The 17147-nt window shown below is 52.8% G+C and carries 15 protein-coding genes; 2 read left to right on the top strand and 13 right to left on the bottom strand.

Annotation, left to right across the window (positions count from 1 at the left end; genetic code table 11):
* Positions 1-13 precede the first annotated feature (13 nt).
* Genes glgB through NTU47_17705 form a run of 3 tightly spaced genes read right to left on the bottom strand, consistent with a single transcriptional unit; the run spans position 14 to position 3944 of the window.
* Entirely contained in the window at positions 14-2230 is a 2217-nt protein-coding gene (gene glgB / locus NTU47_17715; GenBank protein ID MCX6135648.1) for a 1,4-alpha-glucan branching protein GlgB, read from the bottom strand.
* Positions 2227-2841, bottom strand: coding sequence for a nicotinate-nucleotide adenylyltransferase (gene nadD / locus NTU47_17710; GenBank protein MCX6135647.1), 615 nt, complete (start codon positions 2839-2841; stop codon positions 2227-2229). The genes glgB and nadD overlap by 4 nt, the downstream gene beginning before the upstream one ends.
* Positions 2826-3944 carry a glycosyltransferase family 1 protein gene (locus NTU47_17705; protein ID MCX6135646.1) on the bottom strand — a complete coding sequence of 373 codons (1119 nt, stop codon included), beginning with the start codon at positions 3942-3944 and terminating at the stop codon, positions 2826-2828. Before NTU47_17705 ends, nadD begins: the two co-directional genes overlap by 16 nt.
* 179 nt (positions 3945-4123) lie before the next feature.
* On the opposite strand from NTU47_17705, the gene NTU47_17700 reads away from it, so the two are divergent.
* Positions 4124-5593 carry a flippase gene (locus NTU47_17700; GenBank protein MCX6135645.1) on the top strand — a complete coding sequence of 490 codons (1470 nt, stop codon included), beginning with the start codon at positions 4124-4126 and terminating at the stop codon, positions 5591-5593.
* A gap of 14 nt (positions 5594-5607) precedes the next feature.
* The gene (locus NTU47_17695) at positions 5608-6783 is read left to right on the top strand and encodes a glycosyltransferase family 1 protein (GenBank protein MCX6135644.1); all 1176 of its coding nucleotides are present in this window, start codon (positions 5608-5610) and stop codon (positions 6781-6783) included.
* Here the strand turns inward: NTU47_17695 and trpB are convergent.
* The 10 genes from trpB to NTU47_17645 all read right to left on the bottom strand — a co-directional run bounded on the left by trpB (position 6761) and on the right by NTU47_17645 (position 17142).
* A complete protein-coding gene (gene trpB / locus NTU47_17690; protein MCX6135643.1) occupies positions 6761-7972 on the bottom strand; it encodes a tryptophan synthase subunit beta in 1212 nt (403 codons plus the stop codon). The two genes, NTU47_17695 and trpB, sit on opposite strands and share 23 nt — an antisense overlap.
* The gene (locus NTU47_17685; protein ID MCX6135642.1) at positions 7959-8609 is read right to left on the bottom strand and encodes a phosphoribosylanthranilate isomerase; all 651 of its coding nucleotides are present in this window, start codon (positions 8607-8609) and stop codon (positions 7959-7961) included. The genes trpB and NTU47_17685 overlap by 14 nt, the downstream gene beginning before the upstream one ends.
* Position 8610: 1 nt before the next feature.
* Complete coding sequence (trpC, locus tag NTU47_17680) at positions 8611-9387, bottom strand: indole-3-glycerol phosphate synthase TrpC (GenBank protein ID MCX6135641.1); 777 nt, start codon at positions 9385-9387, stop codon at positions 8611-8613.
* Positions 9384-10232, bottom strand: coding sequence for a hemolysin family protein (locus NTU47_17675; GenBank protein ID MCX6135640.1), 849 nt, complete (start codon positions 10230-10232; stop codon positions 9384-9386). The genes trpC and NTU47_17675 overlap by 4 nt, the downstream gene beginning before the upstream one ends.
* Before the next feature lie 7 nt (positions 10233-10239).
* Positions 10240-11250, bottom strand: a complete 1011-nt coding sequence (trpD, locus tag NTU47_17670; GenBank protein MCX6135639.1) for an anthranilate phosphoribosyltransferase — start codon at positions 11248-11250, stop codon at positions 10240-10242.
* 158 nt (positions 11251-11408) lie between these two features.
* Complete coding sequence (gene truA, locus NTU47_17665; protein MCX6135638.1) at positions 11409-12140, bottom strand: tRNA pseudouridine(38-40) synthase TruA; 732 nt, start codon at positions 12138-12140, stop codon at positions 11409-11411.
* 58 nt (positions 12141-12198) lie between these two features.
* Positions 12199-12942: a hypothetical protein gene (locus NTU47_17660; GenBank protein ID MCX6135637.1), complete on the bottom strand. Its 744-nt coding sequence runs from the start codon at positions 12940-12942 to the stop codon at positions 12199-12201.
* Positions 12933-14288: a tRNA (N(6)-L-threonylcarbamoyladenosine(37)-C(2))-methylthiotransferase MtaB gene (mtaB, locus tag NTU47_17655; protein MCX6135636.1), complete on the bottom strand. Its 1356-nt coding sequence runs from the start codon at positions 14286-14288 to the stop codon at positions 12933-12935. The genes NTU47_17660 and mtaB overlap by 10 nt, the downstream gene beginning before the upstream one ends.
* 61 nt (positions 14289-14349) lie before the next feature.
* Positions 14350-16092: a 30S ribosomal protein S1 gene (gene rpsA / locus NTU47_17650; GenBank protein ID MCX6135635.1), complete on the bottom strand. Its 1743-nt coding sequence runs from the start codon at positions 16090-16092 to the stop codon at positions 14350-14352.
* Positions 16093-16254: 162 nt separating this feature from the next.
* Positions 16255-17142 carry a 4-hydroxy-3-methylbut-2-enyl diphosphate reductase gene (locus NTU47_17645; GenBank protein MCX6135634.1) on the bottom strand — a complete coding sequence of 296 codons (888 nt, stop codon included), beginning with the start codon at positions 17140-17142 and terminating at the stop codon, positions 16255-16257.
* Positions 17143-17147: the final 5 nt, after the last annotated feature.

The following is a 17147-nucleotide window of genomic DNA, read 5'->3' as shown; positions in this document are numbered from 1 at the left end:
CGCTGAGAGAACTCTACTTTTTCTGCTTCAGGTACAAGACGCTCAACGGAGGAAGTGTGAGCGTGACCGAGACCGGATGATGGTGGAAAGGAATATCCTCCGTTACAAGCTGGCCGCTGTTGCCCAGATTGCTTCCCCCGAAGTACACTGAGTCAGTATTCAGCAGTTCCTCGTATGTGCCCCGCTCTGAAACGCCGACACGATAGCCGTATCTCGGAACAGGCGTGAAATTACAGACCACGACCACACGTTGGCGGGAATCGAGCGATTTTCGTTCAAACGCAATCACGCTGCTCGCACTGTCCTGAAAATCGATCCATTCAAAACCCCGGTACTCGAAATCAACCTCGTACAGAGCTGGTTCGCTCTTGTAAAGAGCATGCAGGCTGTCGATGAGCTTCTGAACGCCATGGTGAGCATCATACGAAAGCAAATGCCAGTCAAGGGACGCATCATGATTCCACTCAACCCACTGCCCGATTTCCCCCCCCATGAAGAGCAGCTTTTTGCCCGGGAAGGCGAACATCAAGCCAAACAATGAGCGCAGGTTTGCGAACTTTTGCCAGAGATCTCCCGGCATCTTGTCGAGAAGAGCTCTCTTGCCATGGACAACTTCGTCGTGCGACAAAGGAAGCAAGAACCGCTCACTGAACGCGTAGAGCAATGCGAATGTCAAATTGCGATGGTGATAGGCACGGTGAATCGGATCCAGTGAAAAATACTCCAGCATGTCGTGCATCCACCCCATGTTCCATTTCAAGTCGAATCCCAGGCCGCCATGTTCCAGACTGTTCGTGACACCGGGCCATGCCGTTGACTCCTCTGCGATCATCAGGGTGCCGGGATAGTAATGATGCACGATGCCGTTCAGTTGTTTGAGGAACTGGATTGCATCGATATTTTCCCTCCCTCCATACTGGTTAGGGATCCATTCACCCTGCCGTCTGGAATAGTCGAGGTAGAGCATCGAGGCAACCGCGTCGATTCGCAGCCCGTCAATGTGGAACCTGTCGAGCCAATACAGCGCATTGCTGATGAGAAAGTTGCGCACCTCGTGCCGTCCATAGTTGAAGATGAACGTTCCCCAATCCTGATGTTCTCCTTTGCGCGGGTCTGCGTGCTCATAGAGATGCGAACCGTCGAAGAAGCCAAGAGCGTGGGGGTCTTTCGGGAAATGCGCAGGCACCCAGTCGAGCAGTACACCGATTCCATGTTCATGACAGTAATCCACAAAGTACATGAAATCCTGCGGCTTGCCGAATCTGCTGGTGGGCGCGAAGTATCCTGTAACCTGATATCCCCACGAGCCATCGAACGGATACTCCATCACGGGCATAAGTTCAATGTGCGTGAACCCCCGTTCTTTCACGTAGTCTACTAACCGATGGGCAAGTTCACGATATGTCAACCAGCGTCCATCCTCTTCCGGCACACGAGCCCATGACGCAAGTTGCACTTCGTAGATCGAGAGCGGACTGGCGAAGGGACTCGCCATGGATCGGTTCTTCAACCATGGTTCATCGTGCCATTCAAAACCCTTCAGCAAGTTGACACGGGAGGCGGTCCTTGGGCGCAGTTCCATCTCAAAACCGTATGGGTCGGTCTTGTCAATCACGGCGCCGGTCTGCGTTTTGATCTGGTATTTGTACAGTTCTCCGTCGGGGAGCCCTGGAATGAAGATCTCCCAGACTCCGGACGTTCCCAGCACTCTCATCGCATGCTTGCGGCGATCCCATTCATTGAAACTCCCAATGACGCTCACGCTTCTTGCGCCAGGAGCCCAGACTGCGAACTGAATCCCCCCGACCCCATGTACTTCTGCGTAATGCGCGCCGAGCTTTTCATAGATCCGATGATGATCTCCGGCATTGAACAAGTACAAGTCGAATTCGGTGAGCGTCGGAAGAAATGAGTAGGAATCGTAAAACGTGGCTTGCCCGCCGCCGGTCGAATGCCTCCGAAGCTTGTACGGGAACACTTCCATCCGCCCAGGGATGAAGACCTCGAAAAATCCTCCGTCTCCAACCTGATTCATCGGCAGAACAGCCGACTCCACTCCATCGCTGAGCTCGACGACTTCTGCCTTCTGCGTATCGGGAAGAAACGCCCTGATCGCGACCCCCTTCTTTCCTTTCACTTCAAGAAGGTGAGCTCCCAGAACCTCAAACGGATCATGATGATCAGTATTGATGATTTTGGCTACGTCATTCGGAGACACTGTCGATTTCATGGTTCTCTCTTTTCCGTCACACGTTCATACAGCCGATTGCGCATGATATATGCGAAAACGTTTTCTCTGACCATCTCATCGATCGCTTTGCCGTCATGCAAACGCTTCCTGATTTCGGATGAAGCAAGCTTCATCCTCGGTCCCTTGATCTCACGCAAGGTGACCCGTCCTTCTTTCGATTTCGCAGTTCTCCACCCCGGCCTGCGATAGACAGCCAGGCTTGCCAAGGCAAGGATTGCGTCCGGATCCTTCCATGAATTAAACTGCTCAAGACTGTCACTCCCGATGATGAGGAACAGTGATGACGACGGGAATTTCTTCTGGAAAGCCCTCACGGTGTCCACCGTGTACGAGATTCCTTTCCTTCGGATCTCGATATCCGACACGCGCAGATGCGGGTTGCCACGCACAGACAACTTTGTCATGGCCAGTCGATCCTGCGCTGTCGAAGTATGTTTACCTGTCTTGTGGGGAGGCTGATATGCCGGCACAAGGAAGACGACATCGAGCTTCAGCGCCCTACGGGCGAACTCGGCAATGACCAGGTGCCCGAGGTGCGGAGGATCAAACGAACCGCCGAAAATTCCTATATTGTTTAGTTGCGCCGGCATCGATCGAGCACTTTTTCGTAGATAGCCAAGGTCTTTTCCCCCGTCTTCTGCCATGTGAAGCCTGCGGCACGCTTCTTCCCCTTCTCGATCAACACAGTCCGTTTTTGGGAATCTTCAAGCGTTCTCCGTATTGCCTCAGCAAGCTCTTCCGGCCTCGATGGATCGATGATCGTTGCGGCTTCCCCCACGACTTCAGGCAATGATCCCCCCGTGGAAACCACCACCGGAGTACCACAAGCCATCGATTCGAGCGGAGGGAAGCCGAATCCCTCATAGAACGATGGCAGAACTACGAGTTCAGCTGCATTGTACGCAGCAACCAACTCGGACTCGGAGATTCGATTGAGATCATGAATCGCCCCGATGATCCCAAGCGCCCGCGCCTGCTCTACCAGCTTCGCGTCTGCGAGGAATGAACCACCTACAAAGACAAGATCAATGTCTCGAACTTTTGCCTGAACCTGAGCAAATGCGCTGAGAAGTGCAGGGATGTTTTTGTGAGGTTTCACGTTCCCGACGAAGAGCACAAAGGGCTTGTGCACACCATGGGTCACTCGGAATCGTTCAACGGTACTCCTGTCTTCCAGCTGCCGGAAGGCTGCATGAACTCCAAGGTACACTACCTCCACAGAATCTTCGCTGATGCGAAATGCTCCGAGAATATCGTCTTTGGTTTTTTGCGAGTCGACGATGATAGCGCCGGCGTTTCGTACCGCATATCCAATCATCATCGCGGCATAGCCTCGCTGAACGGCGGAAAAATACTGCGGCATCTTCAGATGGATGAGATCGTGAATAGTAACAACCGATCTCCCTTTCAACCCTGACGGTAAGGTGAAGTGAGGTTCGTGAAACAGCTCAGTGTCTGAGGCAAGGGCTTTTCTCCCAAGAAGAGCGATCTCACCAATCGAGTATTTCCCGAAGTCCGTTTGTTCTTTTCTCCATCCATCGGGCGCCTCGATTCTACCAATGTCCAAGGCGGAAGCGAGCAACGTGAAGGCGTGCTTCGTGCGCATGCCCGACAGGGCTGACGCTAAGTTCTGGATATAGCTTCCTATGCCAAAATCGAAGTATTTGCGTGCATCGATGGTAATATTGGCCATATTCCTGGCGGGTGTGAGAGGTGTGCTTGGTGCTCTTGATGAATATAACCACACGATCCTCGAAACTCAAGCGAGGTCCTTGCTAAAGCATGCGGATTTAGCTAATTTCAGCAGGTCATATCACGCGGTGGACTCATTATTCCCCAATAAGTACGAATTCGAAAGATCACCCTCTCTTCATGGTCTCATCCCCGGCAGAACCATCGAGATTTGAGAGCGCTTCGGTCCTGAGAAACTCCGTTCTTCTTTTCGGCTTCCATGTCTTTACGAAATCCCTCGCCTTCATTTCCTTTATCCTTCTCGCAAAGTACCTCGGGACGCAGCTCTTCGGAGTCTACAACTATGCGTTCGCGCTCACGGCGTTGTTCATACCGTTGTGCGACCTTGGAATGGATACCTACCTCATGCGAGAAATCCCGCGTCTCACGGAGGCGGACATTCCGAAACAACTTGGCGCAGTCCTTTCATGGAAAGGGTTGCTAACGTTCCTCGTCTGCCTGGTAATGTCTCTCACGACAGGGCTGCTCGATACCTTCGGTTCCGAACGCTTCTTCATGGTTGTCCTCGCCGGCCTGATTACACTTCTTCGAACGTACTGGACAACCTTCGCGTCGTTCTTCCGGGCCATCAACAGGGTTGGGTACGAAACAGGGTTATTATCCCTGGCCCGCGTTGCGGAATTTGTCGTCATTGTCGTTTCCATTTCGACGGACAACGGCCTTCTCACTCTGCTGGCGGTGTTGACCCTCGTCAATATCGTGTTCGTATCTCTAACGCACGTCCTCGTCCGACGCCGGTTCACACGCCCGATTATGGTCGGCGATTTTGCCCATATGATCTCCATGCTCCGGGGTGGACTGCCGTTCGCCCTCGCGACAATATTTTCCGCCATATACTTCAACTTCGATACAGTTCTTCTCTCTAAATTCATCGGTGATGAAGCTGCCGGCGTGTACCGTGCTGCCTACAATCTGATTTTCCCTTTGACCATGTTCGGGTTGGCCATAACCGGTGCGGTGTTCCCGTTCGCGAGCCAAAACTACAGGGATCGACCTGGCGAGGTTGAATCTGTTGTGCAGCGCAGTATCGTCCAACTTCTGCTCATCGCACTGCCGATCGCCATCATCACAACGCTGCTTTCCCGTGAGATAGTCCGTTTTTTGTTTGCACCTGAATTTGCAGCAACAGCCGAATGCCTTTCAATCCTCGTGTGGTTTCTTCCCGTGGTCTTCCTGACAAACTTCTACAGCAATACACTTGGTGCGATCGATGAGCAGACGTTCGTTCTCAAAGTGACTATCCTCAGCGCTTTGTTCAATATCATCGCGAATCTTGTTGTGATCCCGATGTACGGACAGGTCGGCGCTTCCATCAACACGGTGCTGACGGCTCTCATCGGATTCGGCTTCCTTGTTGTGAAGATGCGGAAGAAGATCGTTTCCCGTTTGCCGCTTTCCACAATTCTCCGAATCCTTGCTGCGTCCAGCTTCGTGCTTCCGCTTCTCATCATCAAGCCAAATCTTCACGTCCTGGTGTTGCTCGGGGCAAGCGTTGTGACGTACTCCTTCGCGTTGCTCCTGTTTCGTGCGGTGACTATCAGTGACCTCAAGACCCTTTTCCTCTCGCTGAGATCGCAGAGCAAGTTCTGAAGGGCACACACCCTATGCATATTGCCATCGATGGTCGAACGATTGTCCGAAACCGGACAGGTGTAGGTGTCTACGCAGAGCGGCTCGTCCGGTCGCTCCTGCAGATAGACTCCCGGAACACATACACTGTCTTCCTGCTTGAAGATGATCCGTTGTTGACCGGTCCAAATCTCAAGAAAGTCATTGTCAATCGTTATGCTGGGATCGGACCCAACCGCTTCTGGGAGAACCTCGTTCTCCCCCGATTCCTTGCCAGGAATCGGGTCGATATCTACTTCTCCCCCGCATACGTATTGCCGGTTCTTCATCGGGCACGGGGACACTCATACGCGAAGTCACGTACGAAGTTCGTAGTGACTCTCCATGATCTCGTCAGCTTCGTCCACCCCGAGACATTCACCCTCAAGATGAGACTTTGGCAGCGGATCTTTGTGAGCAACGCAGTGCGCGTGGCTGACCGGATTCTTGCTGATTCCGAAGCGACAAAGCAGGATATCAGACGGTTCTACAAGATCGAGGCAGATCTCATCAAGGTGGTGCATCTCCCCGTTGGCGAGCATTTTCATAGGATTATTGATGCCCGGATGCTGCAAAGCCTTCGGGCGAAACTTGATCTGCCGGAAAAGTTCATCCTCTACGTGGGCACTCTCGAACCACGCAAGAACGTGGCCCGACTCGCACTGGCGTATGCCAGACTTCCGCAGGAATTACGTGACGAGTATGCGCTCGTCCTGGCCGGCGCTCCTGGCTGGTTCGCAGACGATCTCATCAGCCAGATTGACTCTCTCAAGATGCCGGACCGGATACGACGGATTGGCTATGTGGATCAAGGCGTACTCCCGGCATTGTACAGCCTTGCGTCGGTTTTCGCGTACCTCTCGGTCTACGAGGGATTCGGAGCTCCGCCCATTGAAGCAATGGCGTGCGGCACGCCTATTCTGTCTTCTCACGCTTCGTCGTTGCCTGAAGCTGTCGGAGATGCCGGGGTTCTTGTTGACCCCTACAATATCGACCAGATCGCGTCAGAACTTGGGAGGTTACTGACGGACACCGTGCTAAGAACGAAGCTGATCACAGCCGGCTTGCGGCGCGCTGGACAATTCAATGCAGCTGACAAAGCGCGGGAAGTACTCAGGATTTTTGAGGAAGTGGTTGACGAAGCAGATGCTACAGACCGAACGCCTTCATGACCGTCGCGAGGTCCTTATCCCCTCTGCCCGACAAGTTGACCACAACAATATCATTCATTGACCCCTTCGGGGCCGTCTTCAGAACGTAGGCGATTGCGTGCGCTGACTCCAGGGCCGGAAGGATGCCTTCACTTCTGGAGAGCACTTTGAAACCCTCCAGAGCCTCGTCATCTGTCGCCGACTCATACTGCACCAATCCGAGATCCTTCAAATACGAGTGCTCAGGTCCGACTCCGGGATAGTCCAGCCCTGCGGAAATGGAATGGGCAATCTTCACCTGTCCCTGATCATCCTGAAGCAAATATTGCATCGCTCCGTGGAGCACGCCAGGAGATCCTGCAGACAGCGGCGCCGCATGCTGACCGCTCTGCAGACCAAGTCCGGCCGCTTCAACACCGATCATCCGCACCTTGTCTGCTTCGTCGAGGAAGGGATAAAATATCCCCAGCGCGTTGCTGCCGCCGCCCACGCATGCCACAATTGAGGATGGCAGCCGGCCTTCCGCAGCGAGTATTTGTTCCCGGGTTTCCTTTCCTATGACGCTTTGGAAATCGCGCACCATCATCGGGTATGGATGCATGCCGACAACGGACCCAATGATATAGAAAGTAGTCTCGACATTTGTCACCCAATCCCGGATTGCTTCACTCGTCGCGTCCTTTAACGTCCGGCTTCCGCTCGTGACTGTACGCACCTCTGCACCGAGCAGTTTCATTCTCGCTACGTTCGGTGATTGACGCCCGACATCTTCTTCACCCATATAGACAACACACTCAAGTCCGAATCTCGCGCAGACAGTGGCGACGGCGACGCCATGCTGCCCAGCTCCGGTTTCCGCGATGACCCGTTTTTTCCCGATGCGCTTCGCGATCAGGATCTGACCCACCGTGTTGTTGATCTTGTGGGCCCCGGTGTGGCAAAGGTCTTCGCGTTTCAAATAGATCTTTGGTCCACCGCACAAATCCGTGAGACGCTCTGCGAACATGAGGGGCGTTGGTCTTCCGACAAAGTACTTCAGATAGTACTCCACCTCTTCCTGAAACGCAGGATCGCCCCTGAGCTCAAGATACTTCCGGGTGAGTTCTTCCGCTGCGGGGATCAATGTCTCCGGTATGTACCGGCCACCATACATTCCGAAATGCCCCTGCTGATCCGGCACCGAACCGATATACTGTTTAGAGTTGTTCATCATCGCGATACGATACTGGGATACTCTTGGCGCGCATAATGAAATCCCGAATCCTCTCCGGGTCTTTCTTCCCGGGCTGTGCTTCCACGCCACTGCTCACATCCACCCCGTAAGGGCGGACAAACCGCACTGCGTCTTCCACGTTGTCAGGTGTCAGACCACCCGAAAGAATAACGCGTCCATACTCCTTCGCCTTCACGGCAATATTCCAATCGAACGTTTTCCCCGTTCCGCCGAGCATTCCTTCCGTATGCGCATCAAGCAGGAAGGCGTCAATGATATAGTTCTTCATGACTTCAACATCGAAGTCGGGTTTCACGCGAAATACTTTGATGACGCTGGTCTCGAAATTCACAAGGTCGTCCGGGCCTTCATTGCCGAGCAGTTGCACCGCGCTTAGGTTCACGCGCTTGACAATCTCGCGAACGAATCCGAGATCCGCGTTGACGAACACCCCGATCTTCGAAATGTGATCGGGTACACTATGGACGATCGCGGCCGCGCGTCGGTGCGAGATGAAACGCGGGCTTTCCTCGAAGAAGACAAAACCGAGCGCGTCTGCACCGCATCGCACTGCATGGTGCGCGTCTTCGCCATTCGTGATACCGCAGATCTTGACAAATAGGTCCTGCTGCATTTCACCTCATCAGGAGTTGCTGAACAGCAGCCACACGATCAGGTCGCGTCACGATCCCCTCTCCAACCAACGCAGCCCGAAACCCGGCCGCTTCCAGCGCCTGAATATCTGCACGCGAGGAGATTCCGCTTTCACTCACGGCGATCGCCTTGCTGTGGACGTGATGATACAAAGCGAGGGATGTGGAAATGTTCACCTCGAAGGATCCGAGATCACGATTGTTGATCCCGATTATCTCCGCACCGATGGAGTTGGCGGTCTCGATGTCCTCCTCCGTGTGCGTTTCCATCAGCACATCCATATCCAGCGACATCGCCAGTTCATACAGCGCCCGCAGGGTTGCGTATGGAAGCGCCCTGACAATAAGCAGGATTGCATCGGCCCCGATGGCCCTTGATTCAAAAACCTGATACTCGTCCACGATGAAATCTTTCCGGAGGACGGGGATCTGGACAACTTTCTTCACATCAGCGATGTACGACGGATGACCTTGAAAATACTTCTCGTCCGTGAGAACTGAGAGAGCAGCAGCACCTCCCGACTGAAACTCGGTTGCCAATATCCGATGGTCGAAATCTTCGAGCAGTGTTCCTTTTGACGGGGAAGCCTTTTTTATCTCAGCGATCAGGGCAAAAGGAACTTGCTGCAACGATTTCTTGAATTGTCTTGGGCGTTCGGATTCGCGAGCCATTGCGGCTATCCTCGCGCGGTCAATCCCCCTTTCCGATTCGGAGACTTCCTTTCGCTTCTCTTCAAGAATCGTCTCGAGGATGGTCACGCCTTCGGCACCCCGGATGAGGAACCACTCGTCAAACGCTCGATCCGCACCTGCCTGATACGCCGGGCAGTTTTCGAAAGAATCGTGAAATGTAGATCCTTGATGGTGGTGCTCTCCCCCATTTCAGGGAGCCGTCCAAGTACTTTCTGGATCAGTCCCGCCAGGGTCTCGTATTCAGGAGACTCCGGAAGCTCAAAAGCGAATTGCCTGTTGATGTCGCTTACGCTCAGGCGTGCGTCCACGATGACCGAACCATCCTTCGCCGGCTCCGTTACCTTTCCGACTTCGTCGTACTCGTCGTGTATTTCTCCTACGATCTCCTCCACAATATCTTCCATGGTGACGAGGCCTTCCGTCCCGCCATTCTCGTCTGTCACAATTGCGAGGTGAGCCTTCCGCTGCTGGAATTCACGCAACAACTGGCTGATCTTCTTCGACTCGGGGACGAAGAACACGGGCCGTATAATATCCTGCAAGAGGATGAGATCTCGGTGTTCCAGCAAACTGAGGAGGTCTTTGCTGTAGATTATTCCAATGATGTGGTCGATGTTATCCCGGTACACGGGAAGACGTGAGTATCCCTCATCAATGACCTTTCTGACGAGCACCTCGCGGGGCATCGAGATATCAAGGGCAACGATATCAGGCCGGGGCACCATGATCTCTTTGACGGTCGTATCAGTGAACTCGAGAATGCTCTTGATAAGTTCGTGCTCGGCCTTGTCGATCGCTCCGCTGATCGTACTCGCCTCGAGGACCTGCTTGAAATCTTCCTCGGAGAGCTTCGTCTTGAGAAGGCCCCAACGGACCAGGAGATCTTTCAGTATGTTTCTGCTTGAGTTCATACCATGCTCAACTATGAGATGCTTCTTTCCAGTGATTCAGTTTCTTCACAGCAGCGCCGCTCGAGATCGCATCCCTCGCTTGTTCAATCCCCTGCTTCAAATCCCCGGCGATTCCAGCAACCATGAGGGCTGCCCCGGCATTGAGCACGGAAACGTCCGCCGCCCCGCCTTTCACCCCTTTCAGGATCTGTGTGATCATCTGGGCGTTCTGTTCGGGGTCACCCCCCTGAAGTTCTTCCGCATTCGACAACTGGAAACCAAACGAATCCGCTCTGACCTCGTACGTTGAGACTTCTCCGTTCCTTAATTGACTGACTTTCGTCCAGCCAAGGTTCGAGAGTTCGTCAAGCCCCCCTTGTCCGTGTACGACAAGAGCATACTCCGACCCCAGTTCATTGAGGACTCCAGCGAGCACCTCAGTCAACGTTGAATTGAAGACTCCGATCAGCTGCCTTCGGGCACCGGCCGGGTTGGTCAGTGGTCCAAGGATGTTGAAAACCGTCCTTATTCCCATATCCCTGCGAACAGGGGCTGCAAACTTCATCGCGCCGTGGAGCTGGGGAGCAAAGAGAAACGTTATCCTGATTTCGTCGAGGATTGAGGCAACTCTTTCGTGTGAAATTTCCAGATTGATCCCCAAGGCCCGCAGCACATCTGCACTTCCGGACCGGCTCGAAACGGCTCGGTTTCCATGTTTTGCCACAACCGCACCCGCGGCGCTCGCGATGATTGCTGCACACGTGGAAATGTTGAAGGTGCCGGAGCTGTCGCCTCCGGTCCCACATGTATCGATGAGATTCGGATGCTTGCTCCTGATCGGAATCGCCCTCGCACGCATCGCCTGGGCGCATCCGGCAATTTCAGGAATTGTCTCTCCTTTTAGCCGAAGACCCATCAGGAAGGACGCAATCTGGGCTTCAGAGGCATTCCCTGACATGATTTCGTTCATGGTCTCGAATGCTTCCTGGCGAGAGAGATCTTCTTTGAGAGCAAGCTTCTGAATTGCTTCCCTGATCATTTCTTCGCGTCGGAAATATGCTCGTGGATGTCTATTACAGCTTCCTCTTCATGACCTGGTAACGCTGCGTGAAGAGCTGCGCCTCCGTCGGCCTAAAGTCCCCAATTTGCGCGATCATCTTCTTCACGTTTTCAATCCTGTCCTTTGGCAACTGATGACTAATAAGTAATTTCTTCAAGAAAAAGACCCTTTGCCGGTGCCGCCATTCCCGCGTTTGCCCGGTCCTTCGAGGCGAGAATTTCGCGGAAGGAATTGAACTCTCTGTGGCCTCGCGCTACCTCAACCATAGTTCCAACAATAGTCCTTACCATGCCATGAAGAAAGCGGTTAGCCCGGATCTCATAGACCAGATTCGATCTGGTTTCGCTCCAGCTCGATTGATGAACGGTACACAGAAAATGATCGGCCGTCGACACCGTCTTGCAGAACGAGGTAAAATCATGCTCACCCAGGACGATCTCCGCGCAGTCATTCAAGAGCTTCCTGTCAAGCTTGTACCCGCCGACATACCAGCTGAAATTTCGCTGAATGGAGGTTGGCAGACATGATAAGTAGTACCGGTACATTCGTGAACGGGCACTGTGGCGCGCGTGGAAGTCTTCGGAAGCCCTTTCACAAGTCAAAGCCACTATGTCGTTCGGCAGCACGCCATTGAGCGATTTTGTGAGCATTTCCGGCTCTATCTGCTTCTCGCACTTGAATGAAACCACCTGCCCCCGGGCATGCACTCCTGCGTCCGTCCTGCCGGCAGCGACAGTCGAGATCGGGAGTTGCAGAATCTGCTGGAGGGCTCCCTCCAGGACTGATTGCACAGAAGTCCCGTTCGACTGAATCTGCCAGCCTACATAATTCGTACCATCGTACTCGATGCACAACTTGAAGGTTTCCATGGCACCAAAAGCAAAATCCCGCTTTGGTGGCGGGATTCGGCTAACGACTGACGAGAGATCAGAACTCTCTAGTCAGTGTTAGCTCGAAAGTTTGTGTTGTGAGCACCCCGCCTTTGACATCTGCCTTCAGTCGCCAAGTGCTGGTCGCCTGAAGACTCCGATTATACGCCGCCGTTGATTGGGCTGCAGAAATCGCCGCTATGATACGATTGATGACCAGGGCTCCGACAACAAATTGTGAGTTACGAATGACTGCGTCCCCGCGTATGCGCAAGTGCCTATAGTTCAGTCTCTCATCAGCCGAAGACCATTGCCAGGCAAAGTTGGAATTTGGGTCATATATGAGATCGAATTGCCTGTTCCGCAGCTTGGCCTCGTTGTAGTCATCAACATTGTCAAAATTTCCAACGTCGACGGCGAATTGATCTCCCTTTCCATCGAAATTCGCCCCGGAACGCTGGGATGCCAAAGTCAGGGCATCTTGTTTCAACCACGATCCGTAAGTTCGAAATCCGCCATACGTCATCCAGAGAGCAGCATCAGCCCCAAAGTAGTAAAGCCCCCTTCGGAAATTATCTGCATAAAGGTCACCTAAGCCCGGTAAGAGCAACGAATAACCAATCGCGAGTAAAACCGATTTCTTCTCTGTCCTAACTTGGGTTTCAACAAGGGAATAAACACCAGATACCGGCAGCTCACCATGCGTACTGGTCTGAATAGCTGTCCTAAGGGAGGGTTGTGCAAACGATAGGCTTGAAACCAAGAAGATGACGAGGCTAGCGAAGAGACGGTTTAGGCGCATAGTGACACCTCTGGAAAAGTTGAAGGATTTGGTTGGGCTGCGGCGTACGAGGTATCAACCAGTTTTCCTATGCAATCCTCCCCCTCTGGGTGTGTAATCTCAATTCGTTTGATTTGATTCGACAGATCCGCGTCCGTTTTCACGCGCACACGAGCGTACTCTCCGGTGAGGCCGGTCCATTCGCCAGAGGGCAGCTTTTCCTCAAACAATACATCCCTGGTTGAGCCCGTGAGCCCCCCCAGAAAAGCCTGGCGTTTCTTCAGGCTCAGATTCCGAAGCATTTCACTCCGCTGAAAGCGAACTCTTGGCTCAATTCGACTTGGGAGCGTCAATGCGGCAGTATTGGGACGCTCAGAATACGTGAAAACGTGCAGATATGAAATCGGCAACTCAACCAGGAACTTATAGGTTTGCTCAAAAATCTCATCAGTCTCACCAGGAAATCCTGCGATTACGTCTGCACCGATTCCTGCTTCAGGGATCAACGATTGGATTCTCTCAACTCTGCTTCTGTAGAGATCAGTCAAGTAGCGCCTTCTCATCCCCCTTAAGATATCATCATTGCCGCCTTGAAGCGGAATGTGGAAGTGATTGCAGATCTTTGGGTTAGCAGCCCACAGCGAAATCAAATCATCAGTAAGTAGATTTGGCTCCACGGAGCTGATACGTATTCTCGAAAGCCCATCGATCAGGGCCAACTGACCCAACAATTCGGCCAAGCTCGTTCCGATCTTCGTCCCGTAATCGCCGACGTTGACGCCAGTCAGGACCACTTCCTGATACCCCTCAGCTACAACGCTTTTCGCCTGAGACAGAATGGCGGGGATTGGAGTGCTTCTGCTTGCTCCCCTAGCTAGAGGGATTGTGCAGAAAGCACACGAGTAGTCACAACCATCCTGAATCTTCAGGAATGCCCTCGTGCGGTCATTTGACCCAACTGAAGAGGCTTCCAGGAAGGTATCTGCGTTCTTGACAGGTGCCACGAACGTCCGAGAGCATTCGGACTTGATGAAATCCTTGCTGTAGCGAAATATCTCAAACTTCTCCGATGTTCCCAAAACCAGGTCAACGCCTGGAATTGCGGCGAGCTGCTCCGGGCGCAGCTGGGCGTAACAGCCGGCAACGATCACGTACGCGTTCGGTGAATGCCTCAGGGCACGCCGAACGACCTGCCTGCATTCACGGTCGGCCCTTTCGGTCACACTGCAAGTATTGATCACGCATACATCAGCGGGCTCATCAATAGCCACCACTTCGTAGCCATGGCTCCGAAATTGCCGGGCAATGGTCGACGATTCGGCGAAATTCAGCTTGCAACCGAGAGTATGGACAGCGACTTTTCTCATAGATATGAAAAAGAGTTGCCCGACAATAGCGGGCAACTCTTTTCATGGTATCTGATCGATATTACACGTTTGATGATTCGTTCACGCCGTGTTCAGCCGTCAGCCCTGAAGAGGTCATCATATCCTTCAGAGTCATCGGCGACAGTTTGTGAGCGGAGACATAATCATCCACAATCGCCTGCTCTTTCCCTCGCAGGAATTCAATGACCGACAGGACGATCTTCTTGTTGTCCTTGTCGAACTCGATAACCTGCAACGGAAGCGTATTATCAACATGGAATGATTCGGTGATATTCTTTACAGGTGTCTGAGACAACTGCGAAAGAGGAACAAAACCGTCCACACCAAGCGGGAGCTCAACAATAACTCCCTTCTCGATGATTCGAACGACTTTTCCTTCGACCGGCGTTCCGACCCTATACGTCGTCTCAAATGTTTCCCAAGGATTGTCCGCAATCTGCTTGTGGCCAAGAGAAATCCTGCGTTGGTCGACATCAATCCCCAGAATGACGACATCGATCTTGTCACCTTTTTTCACGACTTCGCCCGGATGCCGGATCTTCTTAGTCCAGGACAGATCGGATATGTGCACCAAGCCATCGACTCCCTCTTCCAGTTCAACGAAGACACCGAAATTGGTGAGATTGCGAACGACGCCCGTGTGCTTCGAGGCAACAGGGTACTTCTGAAGAAGCGTCAGCCATGGATCCGGCTCAAGCTGCTTCATACCCAGGGAGATCTTCTTGCCGTCCTTATCGAGCGACAGAATGACCGCATTGACAATCTGCCCCATCGAAACCACTTGCGACGGGTGCTTGATATGCTGCGTCCAGCTCATTTCCGAAATGTGAATAAGCCCTTCGATTCCTTTTTCGATCTCGACGAACGCTCCGTAGTCTGTCAACGACACGACTTTTCCCGCGACTTTCGTTCCGACCGGATATTTCAGTTCAATATTTTCCCACGGATGCGGCATCAGCTGCTTCATGCCAAGGGAAATTCTCTTCTTTTCCTGGTCGAAGTCGAGCACCACCACGTTGACAGTCTGGTCCAGCTTCACGACCTCTGAGGGATGACTGATGCGGCCCCAGGAGAGATCCGTGATATGCACGAGTCCATCCACACCGCCCAGGTCAACAAACACTCCGAAGTCGGTAATGGCCTTGGCGTGACCTTCCAAAATCTGTCCCTTCTCGAGACTCTCCAGGATCGTTTTGCGCTGACCTGCGAGTTCCTCTTCAACGAGGACCTTATGGCTCACGACGACGTTTTCGGAAGGATGATTGACTTTCACAACACGGAAGTCCATTTCCTTACCGATAAAAGCATCGAAATCCCTCACGGGGCGTACATCGATCTGTGAACCTGGCAGGAATGCGTCAATCCCGAGGAGATCGACCACGATGCCCCCCTTCGTTCGGCGCATGCATCGTCCTCTGAGCACCTCTCCGGTGTCGAACGATTTCACGACACGCTCCCATACGCGCATGAAGTCTGCCCGCTTGCGCGAAAGGATCAGTTGACCATCCTTGTTCTCGACGCTCTCGAGGAAGACCTCGACCTCTTCGCCGATCTTCAGGTCTTTAATATTCGGGAATTCCCCGACGGAGACGGCGCCTTCGGATTTGAATCCGATATCCACCGCGACGTACGAATCCCCAATATGGACCACACGCCCCCGTACGATTTCCCCTTCACTGATGGAACTCATCGTCTTTTCGTAGAGCTTTGAGAGTTCCTGAAATTCAGCTTCGGAATACTCGCGCTCGTCTTGGCCTTCGCTGTTTTCTAAAACTTCAAGCATTAAACCTCCAAAAGAAAGCTTACCAGTACTGCGGTAAGAAGCTCTTCGTCCGGCCACAGATGCCAGTCATCACCGCATCCCCAACCGAGAAAAGAAGCTTTATCCTGATTAAGTGAACTGATAAATGATTTAAGGATGACTGTTTTGCGAATACTATTGTTACTATGATTGAGCACCAAATCGTGCTTCGATTTCGACCTTCACCTTCTCCATGAACCACTGTGGAGTCGACGTGGCTCCCGTGATCCCGACCTTGGTTACGCCCTCGAACCACACAGGGTTCAACTCAGCAGCAGTCTCTATGAAAAACGTTTTTGCGTTCGCGTCATGGGCGATATCGAAGAGCACTTTTCCGTTCGAGCTTGTGCGCCCTGCGACGAAGACGACGATATCGTTTGAAGCGGCGAATTCCCTGATCTTCTTATCACGACCGGAGACCTGTCCGCAAATCGTGTCTTTCGCGTGGAACTCAACTGCCTCGTCTTCGATGGAGCCTACTATTAGTTCTTTCACCTTCCTCTGAAGTTCTTCCTTCAAACGATGAAATGTTGCTTTGTCCATCGTCGTCTGTGAAAACAGCACCGTTTTCCGATCCAGTGCAACCTTCCCGATTTCATCCAGCGATTTTATCACGATCGCTTCGCCGTTTGTCTGACCGGCGAGACCTACAACCTCGGCATGATCCTTCTTGCCGAAGATTACGACCTGATACCCATCCGTATAGAAGCGACGAATTCTCTCTTGCACTTTCGTGACAACCGGGCAAGTCGCATCGATAATGGTGATTCCCAACTCCTCGGCACGCTTGTACGTCGAAGGCGGTTCACCATGTGCCCTGATGAGAACTTTTTTCCCCTTCACTGAATCGAGGTTCGCTGTGGTGATGGTCTTCAGGCCTTGATCGCCCAAGCGTTGAATTTCCACCGGGTTGTGAATGATATCGCCCAGGGAATACAATTCCTCCGCCTGTGCCAACTCCTGTTCGGCTATCTCGATCGTCCGGACAACACCCCAACAGAATCCCGAAAATTTGTCTATCGTAACAATCAACCGCC

It is taken from the genome of Ignavibacteriales bacterium (assembly GCA_026390595.1).
Taxonomy (GTDB): domain Bacteria; phylum Bacteroidota; class Ignavibacteria; order UBA10030; family UBA10030; genus UBA9647.
Note: the sequence above shows the minus strand (reverse complement) of the source record. Positions and strands in the feature narration are given on the sequence as shown.

Excerpts from the sequence above, each read along its gene's own strand:
- trpB (MCX6135643.1), bottom strand. The coding sequence starts at position 7,972 with ATGAACAACTCTAAACAGTATATCGGTTCGGTGCCGGATCAGCAGGGG.
- NTU47_17700 (MCX6135645.1), top strand. The coding sequence starts at position 4,124 with ATGGTCTCATCCCCGGCAGAACCATCGAGATTTGAGAGCGCTTCGGTC.
- rpsA (MCX6135635.1), bottom strand. The coding sequence starts at position 16,092 with ATGCTTGAAGTTTTAGAAAACAGCGAAGGCCAAGACGAGCGCGAGTAT.
- truA (MCX6135638.1), bottom strand. The coding sequence starts at position 12,140 with ATGGAAACCTTCAAGTTGTGCATCGAGTACGATGGTACGAATTATGTA.
- NTU47_17675 (MCX6135640.1), bottom strand. The coding sequence starts at position 10,232 with ATGAACTCAAGCAGAAACATACTGAAAGATCTCCTGGTCCGTTGGGGC.
- NTU47_17695 (MCX6135644.1), top strand. The coding sequence starts at position 5,608 with ATGCATATTGCCATCGATGGTCGAACGATTGTCCGAAACCGGACAGGT.
- NTU47_17705 (MCX6135646.1), bottom strand. The coding sequence starts at position 3,944 with ATGGCCAATATTACCATCGATGCACGCAAATACTTCGATTTTGGCATA.
- trpD (MCX6135639.1), bottom strand. The coding sequence starts at position 11,250 with ATGATCAGGGAAGCAATTCAGAAGCTTGCTCTCAAAGAAGATCTCTCT.
- NTU47_17685 (MCX6135642.1), bottom strand. The coding sequence starts at position 8,609 with ATGCAGCAGGACCTATTTGTCAAGATCTGCGGTATCACGAATGGCGAA.
- NTU47_17660 (MCX6135637.1), bottom strand. The coding sequence starts at position 12,942 with ATGCGCCTAAACCGTCTCTTCGCTAGCCTCGTCATCTTCTTGGTTTCA.
- mtaB (MCX6135636.1), bottom strand. The coding sequence starts at position 14,288 with ATGAGAAAAGTCGCTGTCCATACTCTCGGTTGCAAGCTGAATTTCGCC.
- nadD (MCX6135647.1), bottom strand. The coding sequence starts at position 2,841 with ATGCCGGCGCAACTAAACAATATAGGAATTTTCGGCGGTTCGTTTGAT.
- glgB (MCX6135648.1), bottom strand. The coding sequence starts at position 2,230 with ATGAAATCGACAGTGTCTCCGAATGACGTAGCCAAAATCATCAATACT.